The following is a 15,856-nucleotide window of genomic DNA, read 5'->3' on the forward strand; positions in this document are numbered from 1 at the left end:
TCGACCGATGGCGGCGTACGCTGGCTCTACGGTAGTACCGGTAACGCAATCACCGCGTCGAGCCCGCCGACTGCTCGGTTGGACAGTGTGAGCGTCCCACCCTCGCCTTCGGCGATATCGCGCGCGATCGAGAGGCCCAGCCCGGCGCCTCCGGTCGCGCGGTTGCGCGATTGCTCGCCGCGCGCGAAGGGTTCGATCAGCGTCCTGATCTGCACTTCGGCCAGACCGGGGCCATCATCCGATACGATAATCATTGCACGGCCATGCTCGACGCGCACCGACAGCCTCGCGCGCACTCCATAGGCCACGGCATTGTCGGTGAGATTGCGAAGCGCCCGCTTGAGTAGCATCGGACGCGCCACCACGATGGCGCCGGCCATATCGCCGACCGCGACATCCTGCCCGCGTTCCTGATAATCGGCCGCGAGCTCACCGATCAGTTCGTGGAGCGGAATGCGCTCCTGCGCCTCGGTCCCCGCGCCCGATCGCGCCAGCGCCAATATGTCGGTCAGCATCGCGGTCATTTCCTCGATGCTCGCGATCATCTTGTCGCGAAGCCTGTCATCCTCGACCGCCTCGACCCGCACGCGCAGGCTGGCGAGCGGAGTGCGAAGATCATGCCCGACCGCGCCGAGCATCCGGTCCTTGTCCGACAGCATCGTCGAAATCCGGCCGCGATAGGCGTTGAAGGCGCCGATCAGCTCGCGGACGTCGGATGGCCCCTCCTCCTCGAGCGGCTCGGCATCGCGAAGCGCCGGATTGGCGCGCGCCGCGCGCGTCAGGTCGCGCAGCGGCCGCGCGGCCCGCCACGCGATCAGCATGATCGGAACCAGCAACAACAGATAGAGCGAGAGCGTCTGCCATACGAGAAAACCTTGCAGCCGGGTACCGCCCGCCGCGATCCGCGTCCGCACCGCGAAATAACGCCCGTCGACCTCCGCAACGACGATGACGGCCCGATCAGGATAGGCGGGCCGGCGCAGCCGCCGCCGATCGCGCGGCGGGAGCGCCCACGCATCGACCATGGCGGCTGGGATATTGGTCTCGCCTAGCAACCCTTCGACATAGGCGGCAAGGTCGGGCACCCGAACCGCGCCGGCGGGCATCGGGGGACGCTGATCGGAGATCACCAGTTTCTGCGCACGCTCGCGCGCTTCGTGCCGCTCGCGTTCGTTGCGCGGCGGCCCGAAGTCGCCGCGCCGATCGCGCTCGATCGCATCGATGATCCGCGCAACCGCCATGCCGCCGCCGTGCGCCAGGCTTTGCTGCCGCATCCCGCGCGACAACAGCACGAAATTGATCGCCTGCGCGACGAACAGCATCACGGCGACGGCGAAGACGAGTTGGCCGATCAAGCCCTTGGGCCACAAGCGCAGTTTCACGCTGCGGGTCCCATGCGCTTCACTTCGCACGCGAGCGTATAGCCACCGCCCCACACCGTCTTGACGAGCTGCGGATGCGCGGCATCGACCTCGATCTTCTTGCGCAGCCGGCTGACCAGATTGTCGATCGCGCGGTCGAAAATATCGGCCTCGCGCCCGCGCACCATGTCGAGCAGCCGGTCGCGGCTCATCACCTGCCGCGGATGGCGGACGAGCGCATGCAGCAGATGATATTCGCCCGACGACAGCGCGACCTCATTGCCCTCGCCGTCGATCAATACGCGCTCAACTTCGCGGAGCACCCAGTCGCCAAAGGCGTAATAGGTGCCGCCGGGATCAAGAGCGCGGCCACCCTGCTGGGTGCGGCGCAGCACGGTGCGGATGCGCGCGACCAGCTCGCGCGGATTGAAGGGTTTGACGACATAATCGTCGGCGCCGATTTCCAGCCCGATGATCCGCTCGGTATCCTCGGCGCGCGCGGTCAGCAGTATGACCGGGATGCTGCTCGTCTCGCGCAAATGGCGGGTCAGCGACAGGCCATCCTCGCCGGGCATCATGATGTCGCTGACGACCAGATCGACCCCCTGCGCGCGCAACACTGAGCGCGCTTCGGCGGCGCTCGCGACGTCGGTGACGGCAAAGCCCTGCGCGGTCAGATATTCGCTCAGCGGCTCGCGGATCGAGGGTTCGTCGTCGATCAGCAGGATGCGGGGCGCGTCGCTATCGGTCATCGGGTTTCCGTCAAAAAGAGATGCTAGTTCGCCCACCGGCCGCGGGGGCCGATGGGCGATAGCTGACAGGGACCGGCAACAAAGGCAATGCCGGGAGGGGGAGGAAGGCCCTCCGCTTTGTGCCCGGCTCCTGCCAAATCGCTTATTCGCTAGCGGGAGCGGCCGCAGCCGCGCCGCGCTTGGCGCGCCATGCGCCGCGTTGGGCCCGACGTTCCTCGGCGGTCACCTGACCGTCCTTGTTCGCGTCGGCGGCATCGAAGCGCGCGAGTGCCGCGGTCTGGAACTCGGCCTGGCTGATCGCCTTGTCGCCGTCGGTATCGGCTTTGCCCATCATCATGCCGTGATGACCGCCGCGCATGCCGTGGTGACGCTTACCTTCGCCGGCTTTACGGGCTTCGGCACGATTTTCACCGCGTTCGGCGCGCTTCGCCGCACGATCGGCGCCATGCTTATCCCATTCGGCCTTGCTGATGCTGCCATTGCCGTCGGCATCGAGGCTGGCGAACATCTTGGCCTGTCGTTCGGCGTGCTGAGCGCTGCGGTCGGCGGCGTCGAGCTTGCCGTCTCTGTTCGCATCCATCTTGGCGAACATCTGCGCGGCCTTGGCCTGTGCTTCGGTGCGGGTCTGCACCGCATTGCCGTCGGCGCCGGGCGCGGCGAGAACGGGCACCGCCACCAAAGCGGCGGCGAGCGTAAAGAGCGATATTTTCTTGTTCACGTAACGAACTCCTTCATAGGGTCTTTCCGGAAATGAGCCGGAACCCGATGAAGCCGTTCTAGACGCGCTTTGTCCCAGTGACGTGCCGGATCGACGGAAAATTGTCGCAAATTGTCGCAAAAACCCCCTGCCGTTCATTTCGCCGCAAGCGGAACCGGGAGCAGATAAGTCATCCCCTTGGTGAAGCCGCGCGGCGCGACCGACACATGGTCCTCGTCATTCAGCACGTCCGCCCGGATTTGTAGCCCCGGATAGGCGCGCCGTTTCAGCATTTGGACCAGCGCATCGCTGTCCCCAACCATATCCACGCGCTTGTTGAATCGCGGATCGGCGGTACGCGCCGCTTCATATTCGCCGGTATAGACATAAACTTTCGCCGACATGTCGCGGTGTGCTGCCGCATAGGCCTTTTCCAGCGCGAACATATGCCGCTTGCCGTACCAAAGCGACGGGCTCCCCAGGATATAGCCGCTGAACATTTCGGGTTCGGTGAACAATATCTGTGTCCCCAGAAGCGCACCGTAAGAATGGCCTAGAAACAGCTTTTGCCGGGGATCGGTACGATAGCGGCGCGCAACAAAAGGCAGAACCTGATCGCGCAAATAGGTCTGGTACGCGGCGCCCCCGCCGTGGACCGCGTCGGTCGGCGCGTCGCTCGGCCCTTCGGCGGTCGGGGTATAGTCTCGCCGCCGACTCTGCACCGGATCGTCGCCCTTGGCATAGGACAATCCGACCAGAATGAACTCTTGCACCTTCGGGCCTTCGACGTTCAATCGCCGCGCAATCTGCCGAACGACCGGGAAGGCATAGTCGGCGTCGGTGACGTAGAGCACCGGATAGACGCGTTGTGGATCCTTTCCATAGGAGGACGGAAAGCTGACGAAGACCTGATAAACGCGGCCCGAAACCGGGTCAGGCACGTCCCAAACCTCGCTTCCCAGCAAGGCATACGGCTTCCCTTCGCCTTCCTGAACGACCTGCGCCGCGACGTCGTTGCCATCGGCATATCCTGTAGCTGCACCGCTACATCCCCAAAGCAGCGCCACGCCCAAGGCTGTTGCGGCCCCATATCCCCTTGCCATCGCTGTCGAATCTCCCCCGCGCATCGCTCCCGGGCCGCCAATCAACAATCAGCGAGCGGCTGGCAATGGCACCGCGCGGCTGAACGGGTTGGCCGTTCACGCTGCGCGGCAGAGCGTTGCAAGAGGGCAACCCGAGCCGGTCTGGCTGCCCTCCGGCGAATATGGCCCTATGGGCTTACGGGGGAATCTTCGTCCTTGTCGGCGACTAGGATGATCGCGCCGACGCCTACCAGCAGGCCGACAAGCCCGATGATCCAGCTTGAATTGCCCTCCAGTTCGTTTTGACCGTCCACAGCCGAGGCCGCGCGCGCGGTTGGAGCCGCCGATGCGACGACAGGCGCGACGATCAAAGAGGTCGCGGCAAAGGATATTGCGATTTTCCTGAATATGGCCATGTCATTCTCCGTGACCGGGGGAAATTACCCCGTCTTCCCAACAACGTGCGGCAGCATCCATCGATCCACCGACAACGGGGCCCGCGGCTTCGGTTCGACCGTGAATTGCCACGGGTTGGAGGATCGGACGACAGATTGTCGACCGGCGCAAATCCCACCACCGCCTTGGCTTCGGCGCCCAAATGCATCGAACGTTCGCGAGCGACCGTCGCGAATTCCTCGGCGATCATGCACAGATTGTCCTGTGCATAGGCGTAGCCGACGCCATAGCCCGCGCCGCACAATCCTTGGGCCGTGATATGGGGGATGCCGTAACTCGCGCAGACGATCGTCGCGTCGTATCGCTCCTTCGCCTCCGCCGGCATGATGAACAGCACACCCGCAAGTGCCGCCGGCATCAGATATTGCGACATCGATCCCCCTGTCGGCCCGCGGTCGCGTCCATTAATCTGACGAAGGGTAAGTTACTGACGGGAAGGCCGAAATCGAGTGCCGATTCGCGGCTGGGGGTATGGACCAAAGGCATGGGCCAGGACCGGTCGCACCAGCCGGAAACAGGTAAGCCCCGTCGCATTTCTGCGGCGGGGCTCCCTAGGTTCCGTCCGAAGACAGGAACCAGATTCTACCTTCTCTTTCGATCGGATAGAAACGTGAAACGCGGCGGGCACCAAAAGGTTCCCGCTGCGTTCGATTTTTTAGGTGATTTTCTTCGCGGCGGCCGACCCGAGGACGAGGAACAGGACGACGAGCGCAAGGCCGACGAAGAACAGGATCTTGGCAATACCCGCCGCGGCGCCGGCGACGCCGCCAAAACCCAGAACAGCGGCAAGCAGCGCAATCACTGCAAAGATCAAAGCCCATTTGAACATCCGACGTCTCCTTCGATTACCCAGAGCAGGACGCGCAGCACCGGTTTCGCAAGCCAGCAGAAACAGGCTTTCGAAAGAAGAAACGACCGGCGGCCGCGCCTCAAGTCTCTGATTGATGTGTACGAAGGTGAAACGAGGAATGCGGAGGAAGGTTCCTGCCGTCGCTGCGCGTCCCGAACGATATGCTCTTGCCTATTCGGCTCACGGTGCGTTTATGCGGGCAACGATCGAGGGAGTTTTCATGCATATATCGTCTTTGAACCGGCTGCTTGCGGCGGCCGCATTTGCCTGCCTTATTCCGGCTTCGGCCATCGCCCAACCGGGCGACGCGGCACCGACGCAGGGAACCGCCTGGCTCAACAAACAGATGGCGGCGCTCGCCGAGCGCCACGGCGCCGACGGCTGGCGCGTGACGCCGAGCGGACTGCGCTGGCGCCGGATCGCGGGCGATGGCAGGGGCGCGCACCCCGGCCCGGCCGATAACGTCACCGTCCATTATGTCGGCACCTTTGCCGACGGCCGCGAGTTCGACAGTTCGGTTCGCCGCGGCGAACCGACGAGCTTCCCACTGAATCGCGTCATCGACGGCTGGCAGGAAGGCGTGCAGTTGATGGGCGTCGGCGACAAGGTCGAATTCGCGATTCCCTGGCAGATCGCCTACGGCCCCGACGGCAAGGGTCCGATCCCCGGCGGCGCGACCTTGTTGTTCACGGTCGAGCTTTTGGGCGTCGAGCCGGCCGGTTAAGTCGGCGCGGGCGCCTCAGGAGGCAGCCGCCTTCGCATAGGAGTGGACGTGCAGGCGCGGGAAGACCGCCTCGAGCGGCTTGGTGTCGGGCAGCACATAGACATATCCACCCTTCTTCTGGAAAAGCGGGCGGACGCTCTTGCTGTAGAATAGCGACGGGACGTTGATGCAGCCAAAGGTGATGCGGTTATCCTCGATGTCGGGCGAGAGCATCCGCTGGCGTCGGCGTTCCTTCCGGTTGCCCGTCGGGATCGGATGGAGCGCAACGGACGTGGCATAATCGACCCAGAGCACGCGTTGCTTTCCGGCTGCCATCCCGAATTTGGCGAGGAAGCGTCCTGCGGGCGTCGTCCGCTCGGCGGGGCCGATCTCGGCGAGATTCTTCGAACCGATCCCGGGAGTGGCTTCATCGCCGACCGCGACGCCGATCAAAATCGGAACTTGGCCGAGCGATTTCCCTTGAGCGTCGAACAGCAGGAGCGACGCCGCCTGCTTGTCGACGATGATATAGGGCAAGGCGGCATTGTCTCCCGACGCAGCGACCCAATCGGCGACGCGCGTCGCGGCCTCCGATCGAACGGCTGCGTCTTTGGCTTCCGCTCCCTTTGCTTCCGCCGTCGCCAATTCGCGCGAAGGAGGCGGCTCTGCCGATCGCGCGGACACCGAAGCGGTCAACGCGAACCCTGCAAGCGCAAGACAGACTTTGATCATAGGATGATGCACTCGACTGAAACGGTCGCCGTCGCCCGAAAGCGACGGCGATATAAATCACGGTTGATCAGCGCTTGCCGTCAAAGCGACCTCAGTTGCGCGGCCGCTTCTGCTGCGCCTGCATCCGCTGCTCGATGCCATCGACCCGGCCGGTGAGCTGATCGAGACGCTGACCATTATTCTGCGCCTGCCCCGATGCGGCCTGCGCTTCGGTCAAGGCCTGTTTCGCCGTGGCGTCGGTGGCCTGCAATTGCTGTTCGAGCGCATCGACCCGCTGGCTCACCACCGCGACCTGCTCGCGCACGAAGCCCTTGGTGGCACAGCCGCCCAAAGCCAGCGAGCCGACCAAAATCACCACCGCGGGTGCCAGTTTCTTGACAGATGGGGACATCGAAATTCTCCTATTCGCTAATGCCCCCCTCGCGATCGGTCCAAGCCGAGCGCCGCCGCGCGAACAATGCGATTCTGTCCGGCTGTGCATCGGTTCGGGTGGATGGATGTGGATGGATAACGCCGGCATGTTGCGGCAAGTTCCGGGGCTCAGCGCGCGCTCGCGCGGCCAATCGAACTCGCCGGTTCGCGCATATCGATGTCGGGTTTTGGTGGAGCGGGTAGCGGGAATCGAACCCGCCTAGCTAGCTTGGAAGGCTAGAGCATTACCACTATGCTATACCCGCATCTCCAAGGTCGGCGGCGATTGCCATTTTGCCCGCCCGCAGTCAAGCGACTCATTGAGAACATTTTGGCAACATGCTAAAGCGGTGCCGTGCAGGACGGCGAAGACCATAGCCCCGAGGACGCTGCGGACATTCCGGTCCGCAAGATCATCCACGTCGACATGGATGCCTTTTACGCGTCGGTCGAACAGCGCGACGACCCATCATTGCGCGGCAAACCCGTCGCGGTTGGAGGATCGTCGCGGCGCGGCGTCGTCGCGGCGGCAAGCTATGAGGCGCGCAAATTCGGGGTCCGCTCGGCGATGCCCAGCATCACCGCGAAGCGCCAGTGCCCCGACCTGATCTTCGTGCCGCCGCGCTTCGACGCCTATCGCGAGGTGTCGCACCAGATCCGCGCCATCTTCCACGATTATGCCGACGAGGTCGAGCCGCTGTCGCTCGACGAGGCCTATCTCGACGTCAGCGCCGACAAGGCCGGGCTGGGCAGCGCGACCGCGACCGCGAAACTGATCCGCCGCCGCATCCGCGACGAAACCGGCCTCACCGCCTCGGCCGGCGTGTCGTACAACAAGTTCATCGCGAAACTCGCGTCGGACCAAAACAAGCCCGACGGCCTTACCGTCATTCCGCCGGGCCGCGGCGCGGCGTTCGTCCAGACGCTGTCGATCCGCCGCTTTCACGGGATCGGCCCGGTCACGTCGGCGAAGATGGAGGGGCTCGGTGTCTTTTCGGGCGCAGATCTTGCGGAAAAAGACCCGATGTGGCTCGCCGAAAATTTCGGCAATAGCGCCGAATGGCTCTATAATCTCGCCCGCGGGATCGACCATCGCCGCGTCAAGTCGAACCGGCCGCTAAAATCCTTGGGCGGCGAGCGCACCTTCTTCAACGACCTGATCACCGACACCGAAATCCGCGAGGCCCTCGCGCATGTCTGTACCGTCGTGTGGGACCGCGCGGCCAAGAAAGGCGCGCGCGGTCGCACCGTGACACTGAAGCTGCGCTACGCCGATTTCCGGACGATCACGCGCGCCAAGTCGGTCGGGGCACCGATCCTCGACGGCAATTCGCTGCTCGCCACGGGCGAAGCGATCCTTGCCCCGCTGCTGCCGACCGAACAGGGCATCCGCCTGCTTGGCATCACGCTGAGCAAATTCGAGGGGGAAGAAGATGACGAGGAAGACGGAACCACGACGCCCGCCGACCTGCTCAGCCTTATCTGACTGCAAGCCCCGGCGCATGGCGCCGGATCGCCGCCTGCATCTTGGGCGATAGCGTCTTGAAATCGCAGCGGATCAGCGGTTCGTCCGAAACCTGGATTTCCTCGCGAAAAGGCGATCCAACACGGTACAGCGCACGGTCGGCACCCTGCGATTTGACGCGGAAATAACCCGCACCGTCATAATCGCCGAACTGCATTTGCGTGAAACCGCCCTCGACCGTCCGCGTCTGGGTGATCGGCCGCAACTCGGCCGCGGGCCCCAGATTGCCGGTCGGTCCGTAATAATAGAGCGATCCCCAACGCGTCCCGTCAAAGACATAGCCATAGCGCACGGTCGCGCATTTCTGATTGTCGTTGGTCCACAACCCTTTGCCGATCGGCATGCTGATCGTCTGTGCCGCCGCCGGCACGCTGCTCGCGATCGCGGCGAGCGCCAAAATCCATACGCGCATAGATCCCCCCACTTCTGCCGAAAGATGACGTCATGGTGGAGGAATTGGGCGAGGCGATCAACCCGCGTTGGCGAACACGCGTTCCTTGGTCGCGGTGAAGCGGATCGCGGGGTGGCGCTGCGTCACATAGCCGACTTCCCAGGCATCCTTCGCCATGAACACCGGCGCGCCGTCGCGATCGGTGGCGCTGGCGCCGCGGTGGTCCGCCTGAAACGCTTTCAGCGCCGCGGCATCGTCGCTCGCGATCCAGCGCGCGGTGTCCCACGGCGACTGCTCGAGCTTCGCCTCGACCTTATATTCGGCATCGAGGCGACTGATGAGCACTTCGAGCTGGAGCTGGCCGACGACGCCGACGATCATGTTCGACCCGATCTCGGGGTAAAAGACCTGGATGATCCCCTCCTCCGCCATATCGTCGAGCGCCTTGCGAAGCTGCTTGGTCTTCGTCGGATCGACGAGCGCGACGCGGCGCAGCAGTTCGGGCGCGAAGTTCGGCAGCCCGGTGATCGTGATGTCGGTCCGCTCGGACAGCGTATCGCCGACGCGCAGCGTGCCGTGGTTCGGAATGCCGATGATATCGCCCGGATAGGCCTCTTCGGCCATCTCGCGGTCCTGCGCGAGGAACAGCATCGGGCGGCTGATCGCGATCGCCTTGCCCGTCCCGCCCTGCATCAGACGCATCCCGCGCTCGAACTTGCCCGAGCAGAGGCGCATGAAGGCAATACGGTCGCGGTGCGCGGGGTTCATGTTCGCCTGCACCTTGAACACAAATCCGGTCACGGCATCGTCGCCGGGCTGCACCGGCGCGGGTTCGGCGGGCTGCGGCTGCGGCCCCGGTGCGTGGTTGGCGAGCGCATCGAGCAGATCGACGACGCCGAATTCCTTCAGCGCCGATCCGAAATAGACCGGCGTCAGGTCGCCGTTGCGATAGGCGGCAGCGTCAAACTCCGCATAGCAGGCCGATGCCAGCTCGGTTTCTTCCTTGAGCAAGGCCAGCGCGCGCTCCGAAAGCTCCGCAGCCAGCGCCGGGTCGTCGAGCCCCGCGACTTTCGCGCGGTGGCCTTCGTACATCCGCGAGGCATCGCCACCCGACTTCATGATCGCCGGATCGACGAGGTCGTAAATCCCTTCGAACTGCCCGCCCATGCCCGCGGGCCAGTTCATCGGGCAGACGTCGAGCGCAAGCCGGTCCGCGACCTCGTCGAGCAACTCGAATGGCGGCAGCCCCTCGCGGTCGACCTTGTTGATGAAGGTGATGATCGGCACCGAGCGCAGGCGGCAGACCTCGAACAGCTTGAGCGTCTGCGGCTCGATCCCCTTCGCAGCGTCGATGACCATCACCGCGCTGTCGACGGCCGTGAGGGTACGATAGGTATCCTCGCTGAAATCCTCGTGCCCCGGCGTGTCGAGCAAGTTGAAGACGAGCCCCTCATGCTCGAAGGTCATCACCGACGAGGTGACCGAAATCCCGCGCTGCTGTTCGATCTTCATCCAGTCGGAGCGCGCGCGCCGCGCCTGCCCACGCGCTTTGACCTCGCCCGCGATATGGATCGCGCCGCCGGCGACGAGCAATTTCTCGGTCAGCGTCGTTTTACCCGCGTCGGGATGCGAGATGATGGCAAAGGTACGGCGGTCGGGGTGCGTCTGGGACATGGCGCGGGCGCCTAGCAGGTGGGGCGACATGTGGAAAGGGGCTGGCGTCCCCACCCCCGCCGCCGCATGATCGGCGCCATGCGCACCCTGCTCCCCATAGCCGCAATGGCCGCCGCCCTGATCGCCGCGCCTGCCGCGGCGCAGGACTCGCCCTTCGTTGGCGAATATAGCCTCGCCGAAGGGCCCGACGTCGGCGGCGGGCTGCTGATCCGGAACGACGGCCGCTTTCAATATATGTTGGCGGCGGGGGCGCTCGATGAACGCGCCGAGGGCCGGTGGGAGATGCGCGGTGACATGGCCTGCCTGACTACCGATCCCAAGCCGGTGCCGCCCGCGATGGAGAAGGGTGCGCTGCTCGAGGTCGAGGGCAGCGTCCCGACCCTGCTCGTTACCTGGCCGGGCGGCAAAGGCATCCCCGGGGTCGATTTCACGATCGGCTTCGACAGCGGCGATCCCGCTGAGGATTACACCCAGGTTTACGGCTGGACGATGCCCGAAGACGACCAGCGCATCCCGCGCTGGATCGAGGTGCGCGAGCCGATCTACGGCATCACCGCGCCGCGATTTGACCTCACCGAAGCCGACGGCGGCAAGCTCCGAGTCACCATCATCCCCAACGATATCGGCGTGGTGAATTTCGAGGGCGCCTGCGTAGAGAAGACCGAGCGCGGCGTCACCCTCCACCGCGCCGAGGGTGACATGCGGTTCGTGCGGCTGGGCGACCCCTAAAGCCACAAAAGTCCCGCACGCGCGCGCCGACTTTGTATCCCTTGTGGCCCCTTCGACACGCTCAGGACAGGCTTAAGGCGACAAAATATACGCATGCACACGCTAAAACTGTCTCCTTTGTCGTTTTAGGATCTGGTTGCAGAAGCCGAAGATTTCAAAGACCGAATCCGACGCTGGCATGGCGCGGCAATGTAGGACAGCGGTTTTTTGGGTCGGCCGATGTCGGTTTTGGGGTGGGAAGCGGACTTTCGCTTTCCAACTCTCCATCATTCAAATAGCCTCGTCCAATGGACGTCTTAGATTGGTTCGCTCGCTGGTATGAAGCCCAATGCGATGGAGATTGGGAGCATGGCTTCGGTCCTCAGATAGACACCATCGACAATCCCGGCTGGTCGATCAAAATCGCGCTAGAAGGAACAGATTGCGACGGCCGCACTCTCGATAGGATTTCCCATAATTATGAACATGATACCGATTGGTGGGCGTGTTGGACTGAAACGAATGTCTTTCACGGCGTTGGCGGGCCGTTACATCTTCGCTCCTTGCTCGAAACTTTTCGAGATTGGGCGACGAACGTCCACTAACGGTCGCTTTCTGCCATCGTGTCCCGAATAGCGCCGAACGGCGAAAACGGGGTGGGAAGCGGACTGAGGTGTTATGCAGCGGGATCTTCGAAGCAGATTTCGACGCCCAGCAGCTTTCCGGTCTCGCGCGAAACTCTGGCGGCCGTGAGCACAACAGCATCAGCAGGAGTGGCACCTGCCAAATAAAGCTGGAAAGTCGCGACGTCGTCCTCGACGATCGTGCCTAGAGTGAGGTTTGGGTCGTTCTGATATAGGTCGAAGCTCTTCTGCACGCCTTCAAGAGCCTTGCGAGTTGCCTCGCGCGCGACGGGCTCCAACTCGTTGATGGTAAATCTTTTCGCCACAGCACAGCGATAGCGCTTGATCGGCCGCTCCACAATGTCCGCAATCGGTCGATACCGGACGTGACTGCCCAACCCCTTCCCTCTTGCACTCCTCGCACAAATAAGTAACAACTTTACGTGAACGTAAAGGTAAAGCGCCTGCGAGAGGATCCTTCCCCATGACCGACATTCCCACCTTCGACACGATCAAGCTCGATCTCGCCGACCAAGTCGCGACGATCACGCTCAACCGCCCCGAGCGGCTCAATTCGATGCCGCCCGCAATGGCCGACGACATTCGCGAAGCACTCGATCATCTGCCCGGCCTCGGCGCACGCGCGCTGCTGATCACCGGCGAAGGCCGCGGCTTTTGTTCGGGGGCCGATCTGGCGGGCGACCGCTCGGCGGGCGGCGCGGTCAGCGGCGGGGCGCGCAGCCGCAACGCGCTGCGCGGCCACTATAACCCGATGCTGCTTTCCCTCGCCAGTCTCGACATTCCCGTCGTCGTCGCGGTCAATGGCCCCGCCGCGGGCGTCGGGTGCAGCTTTGCGCTGTCGGGCGATTTCACCATCGCGGGCAAGAGCGCCTATTTCCTTCAGGCGTTCGTCAATATCGGCCTCGTTCCCGACGGCGGATCGTCCTGGCTGCTCCCGCGCCTGATCGGCGTGCCGCGTGCGCTTCAGATGATGATGCTCGGCGAGAAGATTTCGGCCGACCAGGCCGCCGACTGGGGCATGATCTACAAGAGCGTCGAGGACGCCGATCTCTTGGTCGAAGCCAAGGCGCTGGCGACACGCCTCGCGAACGGCCCAACCATTGCGCTCGGCACGATGCGCAAGATATTGCGCGACGGCCTGACGCAGGATTTCGCGACGACGCTCGACGCAGAAGCCAAGGGCCAGTTCGTCGCGGGCGGCACCGCCGATGCGATGGAAGGCATCATGGCGTTCCAGCAAAAGCGGAAGACCGAGTTCAAGGGGAAGTAAGCCGCCCATTCCCCCTCGTGTCGAGCGAAGTCGAGACACCCCACAGGCCTACGCCAAGCGAACGGGTTTCTAACGCGGCCTTTTGCTTTTTGCTTTGCCTACTCCGCCGCCTCTTCGACCATCACCTTTTTATAGATGCTCGTGCGCGGATAGGAGCAGAGGCGCATCACCATCGGCTCGAAAAATTCGAGCGGTTCGCTATCATAATCGGGATCGAACGCTGGCGCGTCATATTTTTCACAGAATTCTGCGCACGCCGCATAATGCGGGCTATCCTTGAACTGGTCGCGCATGTCGCGGTCGAGCCCGAGATAGTGGAAGAAATAATGGCCCTGGAACACGCCATGATGCTGGACGATCCACAGATTTTCCTCTGACAGGAACGGCTTCAATATCGCCGCCGCGACATCGGGATGATTGAACGCGCCCAGCGTGTCGCCGATATCGTGGAGCAGCGCCATCACGACATATTCCTCGTCGCGGCCATCGCGGTGCGCGCGCGTCGCGGTCTGCAGGCAATGTTCGAGCCGGTCGACCGGAAAGCCGCCATAATCGCCGCCGAGCAGCTTCAGATGGTCGAGGATGCGCTTGCCATTGTTCGGCGCAAACTCCTTCTGCTCGCGCGCGATAATGTCCCAATCTTCCTGCGTCCCGTCGATCATCGACCGGAAAGTGGCGTGATCGTGCGTCATCTCGTTCATGGCAGCCTCTCCTATTTTGAGAGCAGCCTATCCTATTCGTTGTTATTTGCAACGTTATAGGCCTTGACCTCGACTTGCGTCAGGCAGCGCCGCGTCGACTTGTCCTCAGCGTTGGCGAGTGCTTTTTGCCGGTACATAACTTCGGTCAAGAGCTTGCGCGACACGCCCATGCGGATCAGGAAATCATTGTCCTCGCTCGCGAGCAATGCGGCATCCTGTTCGATGTCGCCGATCAATTCCTTGGTCGCATCGGTGCCCATCGCGACGCTCATGTCGATCGCGCTGCGGTCGCCGGTGCGCGTGAACATATGGACGATGAACAAGCCGCCGGGGTCGATCACGCGCGGCTGTCCGCCCATGAAGATGAAATTGCACGCGCTGAAACAGGCCCATCCCGCCGGGATGCGCGTCGTGAGGCCAAAGTTCGAACGGATGATCCGCCCCGCGGCATTGCCCGCGCGCGCGTCGCCGCCGGGCGAGCGCAGCCAGACTTCGCTGATGTCGGGATTGGCGGCGAGCGCGGTCTTCAGCCGCTCGGGCAGCCCGGTATCGATCCGTCCCTCGGCAAGCAGCACCTTGCCGCCCTTTTTCGCCACGGGGGTCAGCTTCATCGTTGCATTCGCCGACCAATCGGGGGTCAGCGGACAGGTCGGGTTCGCGGGGTCGATCGCGGGCTTGGCGGCGGCGGTCAGGCAGGCGACCAGACCCGCCGCCGCCGCGATGCGAAAGACTTTACGCCGCGAGTACATAGCGCGCCTGGCCGGGGGCCTTGCACATGCGCTTCGACACGCGCGTTTCCTCGCCCTCGACGATGACGATATCGGTGACGCTCATGCATTGCGAGCCGTCGGCGAGCTCGTTCTTTGCCGCAACGGTCGACGATCCGCTGACATTCTGCCGCGTCTCGCTTGTCCAGTTCGCGGTCGCGCCGACCTCTTCGCCGCGCGTCACTTCGTCGGTCGCGGCCGCCGCCTGCACCTGCTCTGCGGGGTCGAGGCGGCAGGCGATCGCGTCGGTGAGCGTGCCGCTGACCTCGCCGATCGGCACATAGCTGTAAACGCCCGCTTTGCTCGCGGCGTCGCCGACCGCATCGCTGATTACATTGCCGAGGATGTTGCGGCCGATGCTGCTCCCCTTCTTGCCCTTGGGACAACCGCCATTGCCCTCTTCGCTCGGCTTGGGCGCGGGGGTCGTGACCTTGCGGAGCAGGCTGCCGAACTGCGCCTGTGCGGGCGCGACGGCCAGTAGGCACGCCGCGAGAACCGCGGGGGTCGCCAATATTTTACGCATCATCCTGTCCACCCTTGCCGCGCCCGATACCGGGCAACCATGCGACCTTTATAGGGGTGGTTCATGCCACCCGCTGTGATTTTCATCAACTCTGCAACTTATGTCATCCAGACAGGTTGAATTAAGCCTGAATATGTCACAGTAACGCCGCCATGCTCTCGCAAAAGACCCGTTATACGATCCGCGCGTTCCAGCACCTTGCCGACCATTGGGGCAAGGGCCAGGTCCAGCTTGCGGATATCGCGGACGCGCAGAACATCCCCCCGAAATTCCTCACCGTTATCCTGTCCGAAATGGCGCGCGAAGGCCTGCTGATTTCGCAGCGCGGGCGCGACGGCGGATATCAGCTCGCGCTGCCCCCGATCGACATCAGCTATGGCGACCTTGTTCGCCTCACGCGCGGCTCGCTCGCGCTCGTTCCCTGTGCGGCGCGCAATGCGCACGAGCATTGCAAGAATTGCCTGCCCGAAGCCGAATGCCGGCTGCGCAGCCTGATGCTGAAGGTCCGCGACGACACCGCATCGATCCTCGACCGCATCACCCTTGCCGACCCGATCGCGCTCGAACCCGTGTTCGACAAGGATGAGGCGGCCGAATAGCAAAGGCGCC

General features: G+C 63.6%; 21 protein-coding genes and 1 tRNA gene. 6 read left to right on the forward strand and 16 right to left on the reverse strand.

Features of this window, described 5'->3' with window-relative positions; all coding sequences use genetic code 11:
- Positions 1-26: 26 nt before the first annotated feature.
- The 7 genes from SKP52_RS11110 to SKP52_RS25360 form a co-directional block, all read right to left on the reverse strand.
- Positions 27-1,382, reverse strand: coding sequence for an ATP-binding protein (locus SKP52_RS11110; protein ID WP_039574770.1), 1,356 nt, complete (start codon positions 1,380-1,382; stop codon positions 27-29).
- Entirely contained in the window at positions 1,379-2,113 is a 735-nt protein-coding gene (locus SKP52_RS11115; protein ID WP_039574772.1) for a response regulator, read from the reverse strand. The genes SKP52_RS11110 and SKP52_RS11115 overlap by 4 nt, the downstream gene beginning before the upstream one ends.
- Before the next feature lie 142 nt (positions 2,114-2,255).
- Entirely contained in the window at positions 2,256-2,831 is a 576-nt protein-coding gene (locus tag SKP52_RS11120) for an EF-hand domain-containing protein (protein ID WP_039574774.1), read from the reverse strand.
- A 134-nt stretch (positions 2,832-2,965) separates the two neighbouring features.
- On the reverse strand, positions 2,966-3,877 hold the full coding sequence (locus SKP52_RS11125; RefSeq protein WP_228383902.1) for an alpha/beta hydrolase: 912 nt from the start codon (positions 3,875-3,877) through the stop codon (positions 2,966-2,968).
- 203 nt (positions 3,878-4,080) lie between these two features.
- Entirely contained in the window at positions 4,081-4,308 is a 228-nt protein-coding gene (locus SKP52_RS26640) for a hypothetical protein (protein ID WP_148309102.1), read from the reverse strand.
- Positions 4,260-4,721, reverse strand: a complete 462-nt coding sequence (locus SKP52_RS27365) for a penicillin acylase family protein (RefSeq protein ID WP_039574778.1) — start codon at positions 4,719-4,721, stop codon at positions 4,260-4,262. The genes SKP52_RS26640 and SKP52_RS27365 overlap by 49 nt, the downstream gene beginning before the upstream one ends.
- Positions 4,722-5,003: 282 nt before the next feature.
- Entirely contained in the window at positions 5,004-5,177 is a 174-nt protein-coding gene (locus tag SKP52_RS25360; protein WP_039574779.1) for a DUF1328 family protein, read from the reverse strand.
- A 241-nt stretch (positions 5,178-5,418) separates the two neighbouring features.
- Here SKP52_RS25360 and SKP52_RS11145 point away from each other — a divergent pair, with 241 nt between their 5' ends.
- Positions 5,419-5,922, forward strand: a complete 504-nt coding sequence (locus SKP52_RS11145; RefSeq protein ID WP_052208947.1) for an FKBP-type peptidyl-prolyl cis-trans isomerase — start codon at positions 5,419-5,421, stop codon at positions 5,920-5,922.
- Between the two features lie 15 nt (positions 5,923-5,937).
- Here SKP52_RS11145 and SKP52_RS11150 read toward each other — a convergent pair whose 3' ends face one another.
- The 3 genes from SKP52_RS11150 to SKP52_RS11160 form a co-directional block, all read right to left on the reverse strand.
- Entirely contained in the window at positions 5,938-6,633 is a 696-nt protein-coding gene (locus tag SKP52_RS11150; protein ID WP_039574781.1) for a L,D-transpeptidase, read from the reverse strand.
- Positions 6,634-6,724: 91 nt separating this feature from the next.
- Positions 6,725-7,024, reverse strand: coding sequence for a hypothetical protein (locus SKP52_RS11155; protein ID WP_039574782.1), 300 nt, complete (start codon positions 7,022-7,024; stop codon positions 6,725-6,727).
- A gap of 212 nt (positions 7,025-7,236) precedes the next feature.
- Positions 7,237-7,310 (reverse strand) — tRNA-Gly (locus SKP52_RS11160).
- 161 nt (positions 7,311-7,471) lie between these two features.
- Here SKP52_RS11160 and dinB point away from each other — a divergent pair.
- Entirely contained in the window at positions 7,472-8,530 is a 1,059-nt protein-coding gene (dinB, locus tag SKP52_RS11165; RefSeq protein ID WP_267128059.1) for a DNA polymerase IV, read from the forward strand.
- Here dinB and SKP52_RS11170 read toward each other — a convergent pair.
- The gene (locus tag SKP52_RS11170) at positions 8,523-8,981 is read right to left on the reverse strand and encodes a hypothetical protein (protein ID WP_039574784.1); all 459 of its coding nucleotides are present in this window, start codon (positions 8,979-8,981) and stop codon (positions 8,523-8,525) included. The two genes, dinB and SKP52_RS11170, sit on opposite strands and share 8 nt — an antisense overlap.
- A 57-nt stretch (positions 8,982-9,038) precedes the next feature.
- Complete coding sequence (locus SKP52_RS11175; RefSeq protein WP_039574785.1) at positions 9,039-10,634, reverse strand: peptide chain release factor 3; 1,596 nt, start codon at positions 10,632-10,634, stop codon at positions 9,039-9,041.
- 66 nt (positions 10,635-10,700) lie between these two features.
- On the opposite strand from SKP52_RS11175, the gene SKP52_RS24595 reads away from it, so the two are divergent.
- Both SKP52_RS24595 and SKP52_RS25365 read left to right on the forward strand, forming a co-directional pair.
- Entirely contained in the window at positions 10,701-11,363 is a 663-nt protein-coding gene (locus SKP52_RS24595; protein WP_148309103.1) for a hypothetical protein, read from the forward strand.
- Positions 11,364-11,650: 287 nt separating this feature from the next.
- Positions 11,651-11,947, forward strand: a complete 297-nt coding sequence (locus SKP52_RS25365; RefSeq protein WP_081997302.1) for an immunity 53 family protein — start codon at positions 11,651-11,653, stop codon at positions 11,945-11,947.
- A 71-nt stretch (positions 11,948-12,018) separates the two neighbouring features.
- Here the strand turns inward: SKP52_RS25365 and SKP52_RS11185 are convergent, their stop codons facing one another.
- A complete protein-coding gene (locus tag SKP52_RS11185; RefSeq protein WP_039574786.1) occupies positions 12,019-12,324 on the reverse strand; it encodes a hypothetical protein in 306 nt (101 codons plus the stop codon).
- Positions 12,325-12,449: 125 nt separating this feature from the next.
- On the opposite strand from SKP52_RS11185, the gene SKP52_RS11190 reads away from it, so the two are divergent.
- Entirely contained in the window at positions 12,450-13,256 is an 807-nt protein-coding gene (locus SKP52_RS11190) for an enoyl-CoA hydratase-related protein (protein WP_039574788.1), read from the forward strand.
- A gap of 98 nt (positions 13,257-13,354) precedes the next feature.
- Here SKP52_RS11190 and SKP52_RS11195 read toward each other — a convergent pair whose 3' ends face one another.
- The 3 genes from SKP52_RS11195 to SKP52_RS11205 are packed head-to-tail and all read right to left on the reverse strand — an operon-like array spanning position 13,355 to position 15,250.
- Complete coding sequence (locus SKP52_RS11195) at positions 13,355-13,957, reverse strand: HD domain-containing protein (protein ID WP_039574790.1); 603 nt, start codon at positions 13,955-13,957, stop codon at positions 13,355-13,357.
- A 32-nt stretch (positions 13,958-13,989) separates the two neighbouring features.
- Entirely contained in the window at positions 13,990-14,706 is a 717-nt protein-coding gene (locus tag SKP52_RS11200; protein WP_039574793.1) for a COG3904 family protein, read from the reverse strand.
- Entirely contained in the window at positions 14,690-15,250 is a 561-nt protein-coding gene (locus SKP52_RS11205) for a hypothetical protein (protein ID WP_228383903.1), read from the reverse strand. The genes SKP52_RS11200 and SKP52_RS11205 overlap by 17 nt, the downstream gene beginning before the upstream one ends.
- Positions 15,251-15,399: 149 nt before the next feature.
- On the opposite strand from SKP52_RS11205, the gene SKP52_RS11210 reads away from it, so the two are divergent.
- A complete protein-coding gene (locus SKP52_RS11210; protein ID WP_039574797.1) occupies positions 15,400-15,846 on the forward strand; it encodes an RrF2 family transcriptional regulator in 447 nt (148 codons plus the stop codon).
- The last annotated feature ends 10 nt before the right edge of the window (positions 15,847-15,856 follow it).

Origin of the sequence: Sphingopyxis fribergensis, assembly GCF_000803645.1 — a bacterium.
GTDB lineage: Bacteria > Pseudomonadota > Alphaproteobacteria > Sphingomonadales > Sphingomonadaceae > Sphingopyxis > Sphingopyxis fribergensis.

Bases quoted from the DNA above. Each gene is read 5' to 3' on its own strand.
- SKP52_RS11115 (WP_039574772.1), bottom strand. From the start codon at position 2,113: ATGACCGATAGCGACGCGCCCCGCATCCTGCTGATCGACGACGAACCC.
- SKP52_RS26640 (WP_148309102.1), bottom strand. From the start codon at position 4,308: ATGGCCATATTCAGGAAAATCGCAATATCCTTTGCCGCGACCTCTTTG.
- SKP52_RS27365 (WP_039574778.1), bottom strand. From the start codon at position 4,721: ATGTCGCAATATCTGATGCCGGCGGCACTTGCGGGTGTGCTGTTCATC.
- SKP52_RS25360 (WP_039574779.1), bottom strand. From the start codon at position 5,177: ATGTTCAAATGGGCTTTGATCTTTGCAGTGATTGCGCTGCTTGCCGCT.
- SKP52_RS11145 (WP_052208947.1), top strand. From the start codon at position 5,419: ATGCATATATCGTCTTTGAACCGGCTGCTTGCGGCGGCCGCATTTGCC.
- SKP52_RS11150 (WP_039574781.1), bottom strand. From the start codon at position 6,633: ATGATCAAAGTCTGTCTTGCGCTTGCAGGGTTCGCGTTGACCGCTTCG.
- SKP52_RS11155 (WP_039574782.1), bottom strand. From the start codon at position 7,024: ATGTCCCCATCTGTCAAGAAACTGGCACCCGCGGTGGTGATTTTGGTC.
- dinB (WP_267128059.1), top strand. From the start codon at position 7,472: ATGGATGCCTTTTACGCGTCGGTCGAACAGCGCGACGACCCATCATTG.
- SKP52_RS11170 (WP_039574784.1), bottom strand. From the start codon at position 8,981: ATGCGCGTATGGATTTTGGCGCTCGCCGCGATCGCGAGCAGCGTGCCG.
- SKP52_RS11175 (WP_039574785.1), bottom strand. From the start codon at position 10,634: ATGTCCCAGACGCACCCCGACCGCCGTACCTTTGCCATCATCTCGCAT.
- SKP52_RS24595 (WP_148309103.1), top strand. From the start codon at position 10,701: ATGATCGGCGCCATGCGCACCCTGCTCCCCATAGCCGCAATGGCCGCC.
- SKP52_RS25365 (WP_081997302.1), top strand. From the start codon at position 11,651: ATGGACGTCTTAGATTGGTTCGCTCGCTGGTATGAAGCCCAATGCGAT.
- SKP52_RS11190 (WP_039574788.1), top strand. From the start codon at position 12,450: ATGACCGACATTCCCACCTTCGACACGATCAAGCTCGATCTCGCCGAC.
- SKP52_RS11195 (WP_039574790.1), bottom strand. From the start codon at position 13,957: ATGAACGAGATGACGCACGATCACGCCACTTTCCGGTCGATGATCGAC.
- SKP52_RS11200 (WP_039574793.1), bottom strand. From the start codon at position 14,706: ATGTACTCGCGGCGTAAAGTCTTTCGCATCGCGGCGGCGGCGGGTCTG.
- SKP52_RS11205 (WP_228383903.1), bottom strand. From the start codon at position 15,250: ATGATGCGTAAAATATTGGCGACCCCCGCGGTTCTCGCGGCGTGCCTA.
- SKP52_RS11210 (WP_039574797.1), top strand. From the start codon at position 15,400: ATGCTCTCGCAAAAGACCCGTTATACGATCCGCGCGTTCCAGCACCTT.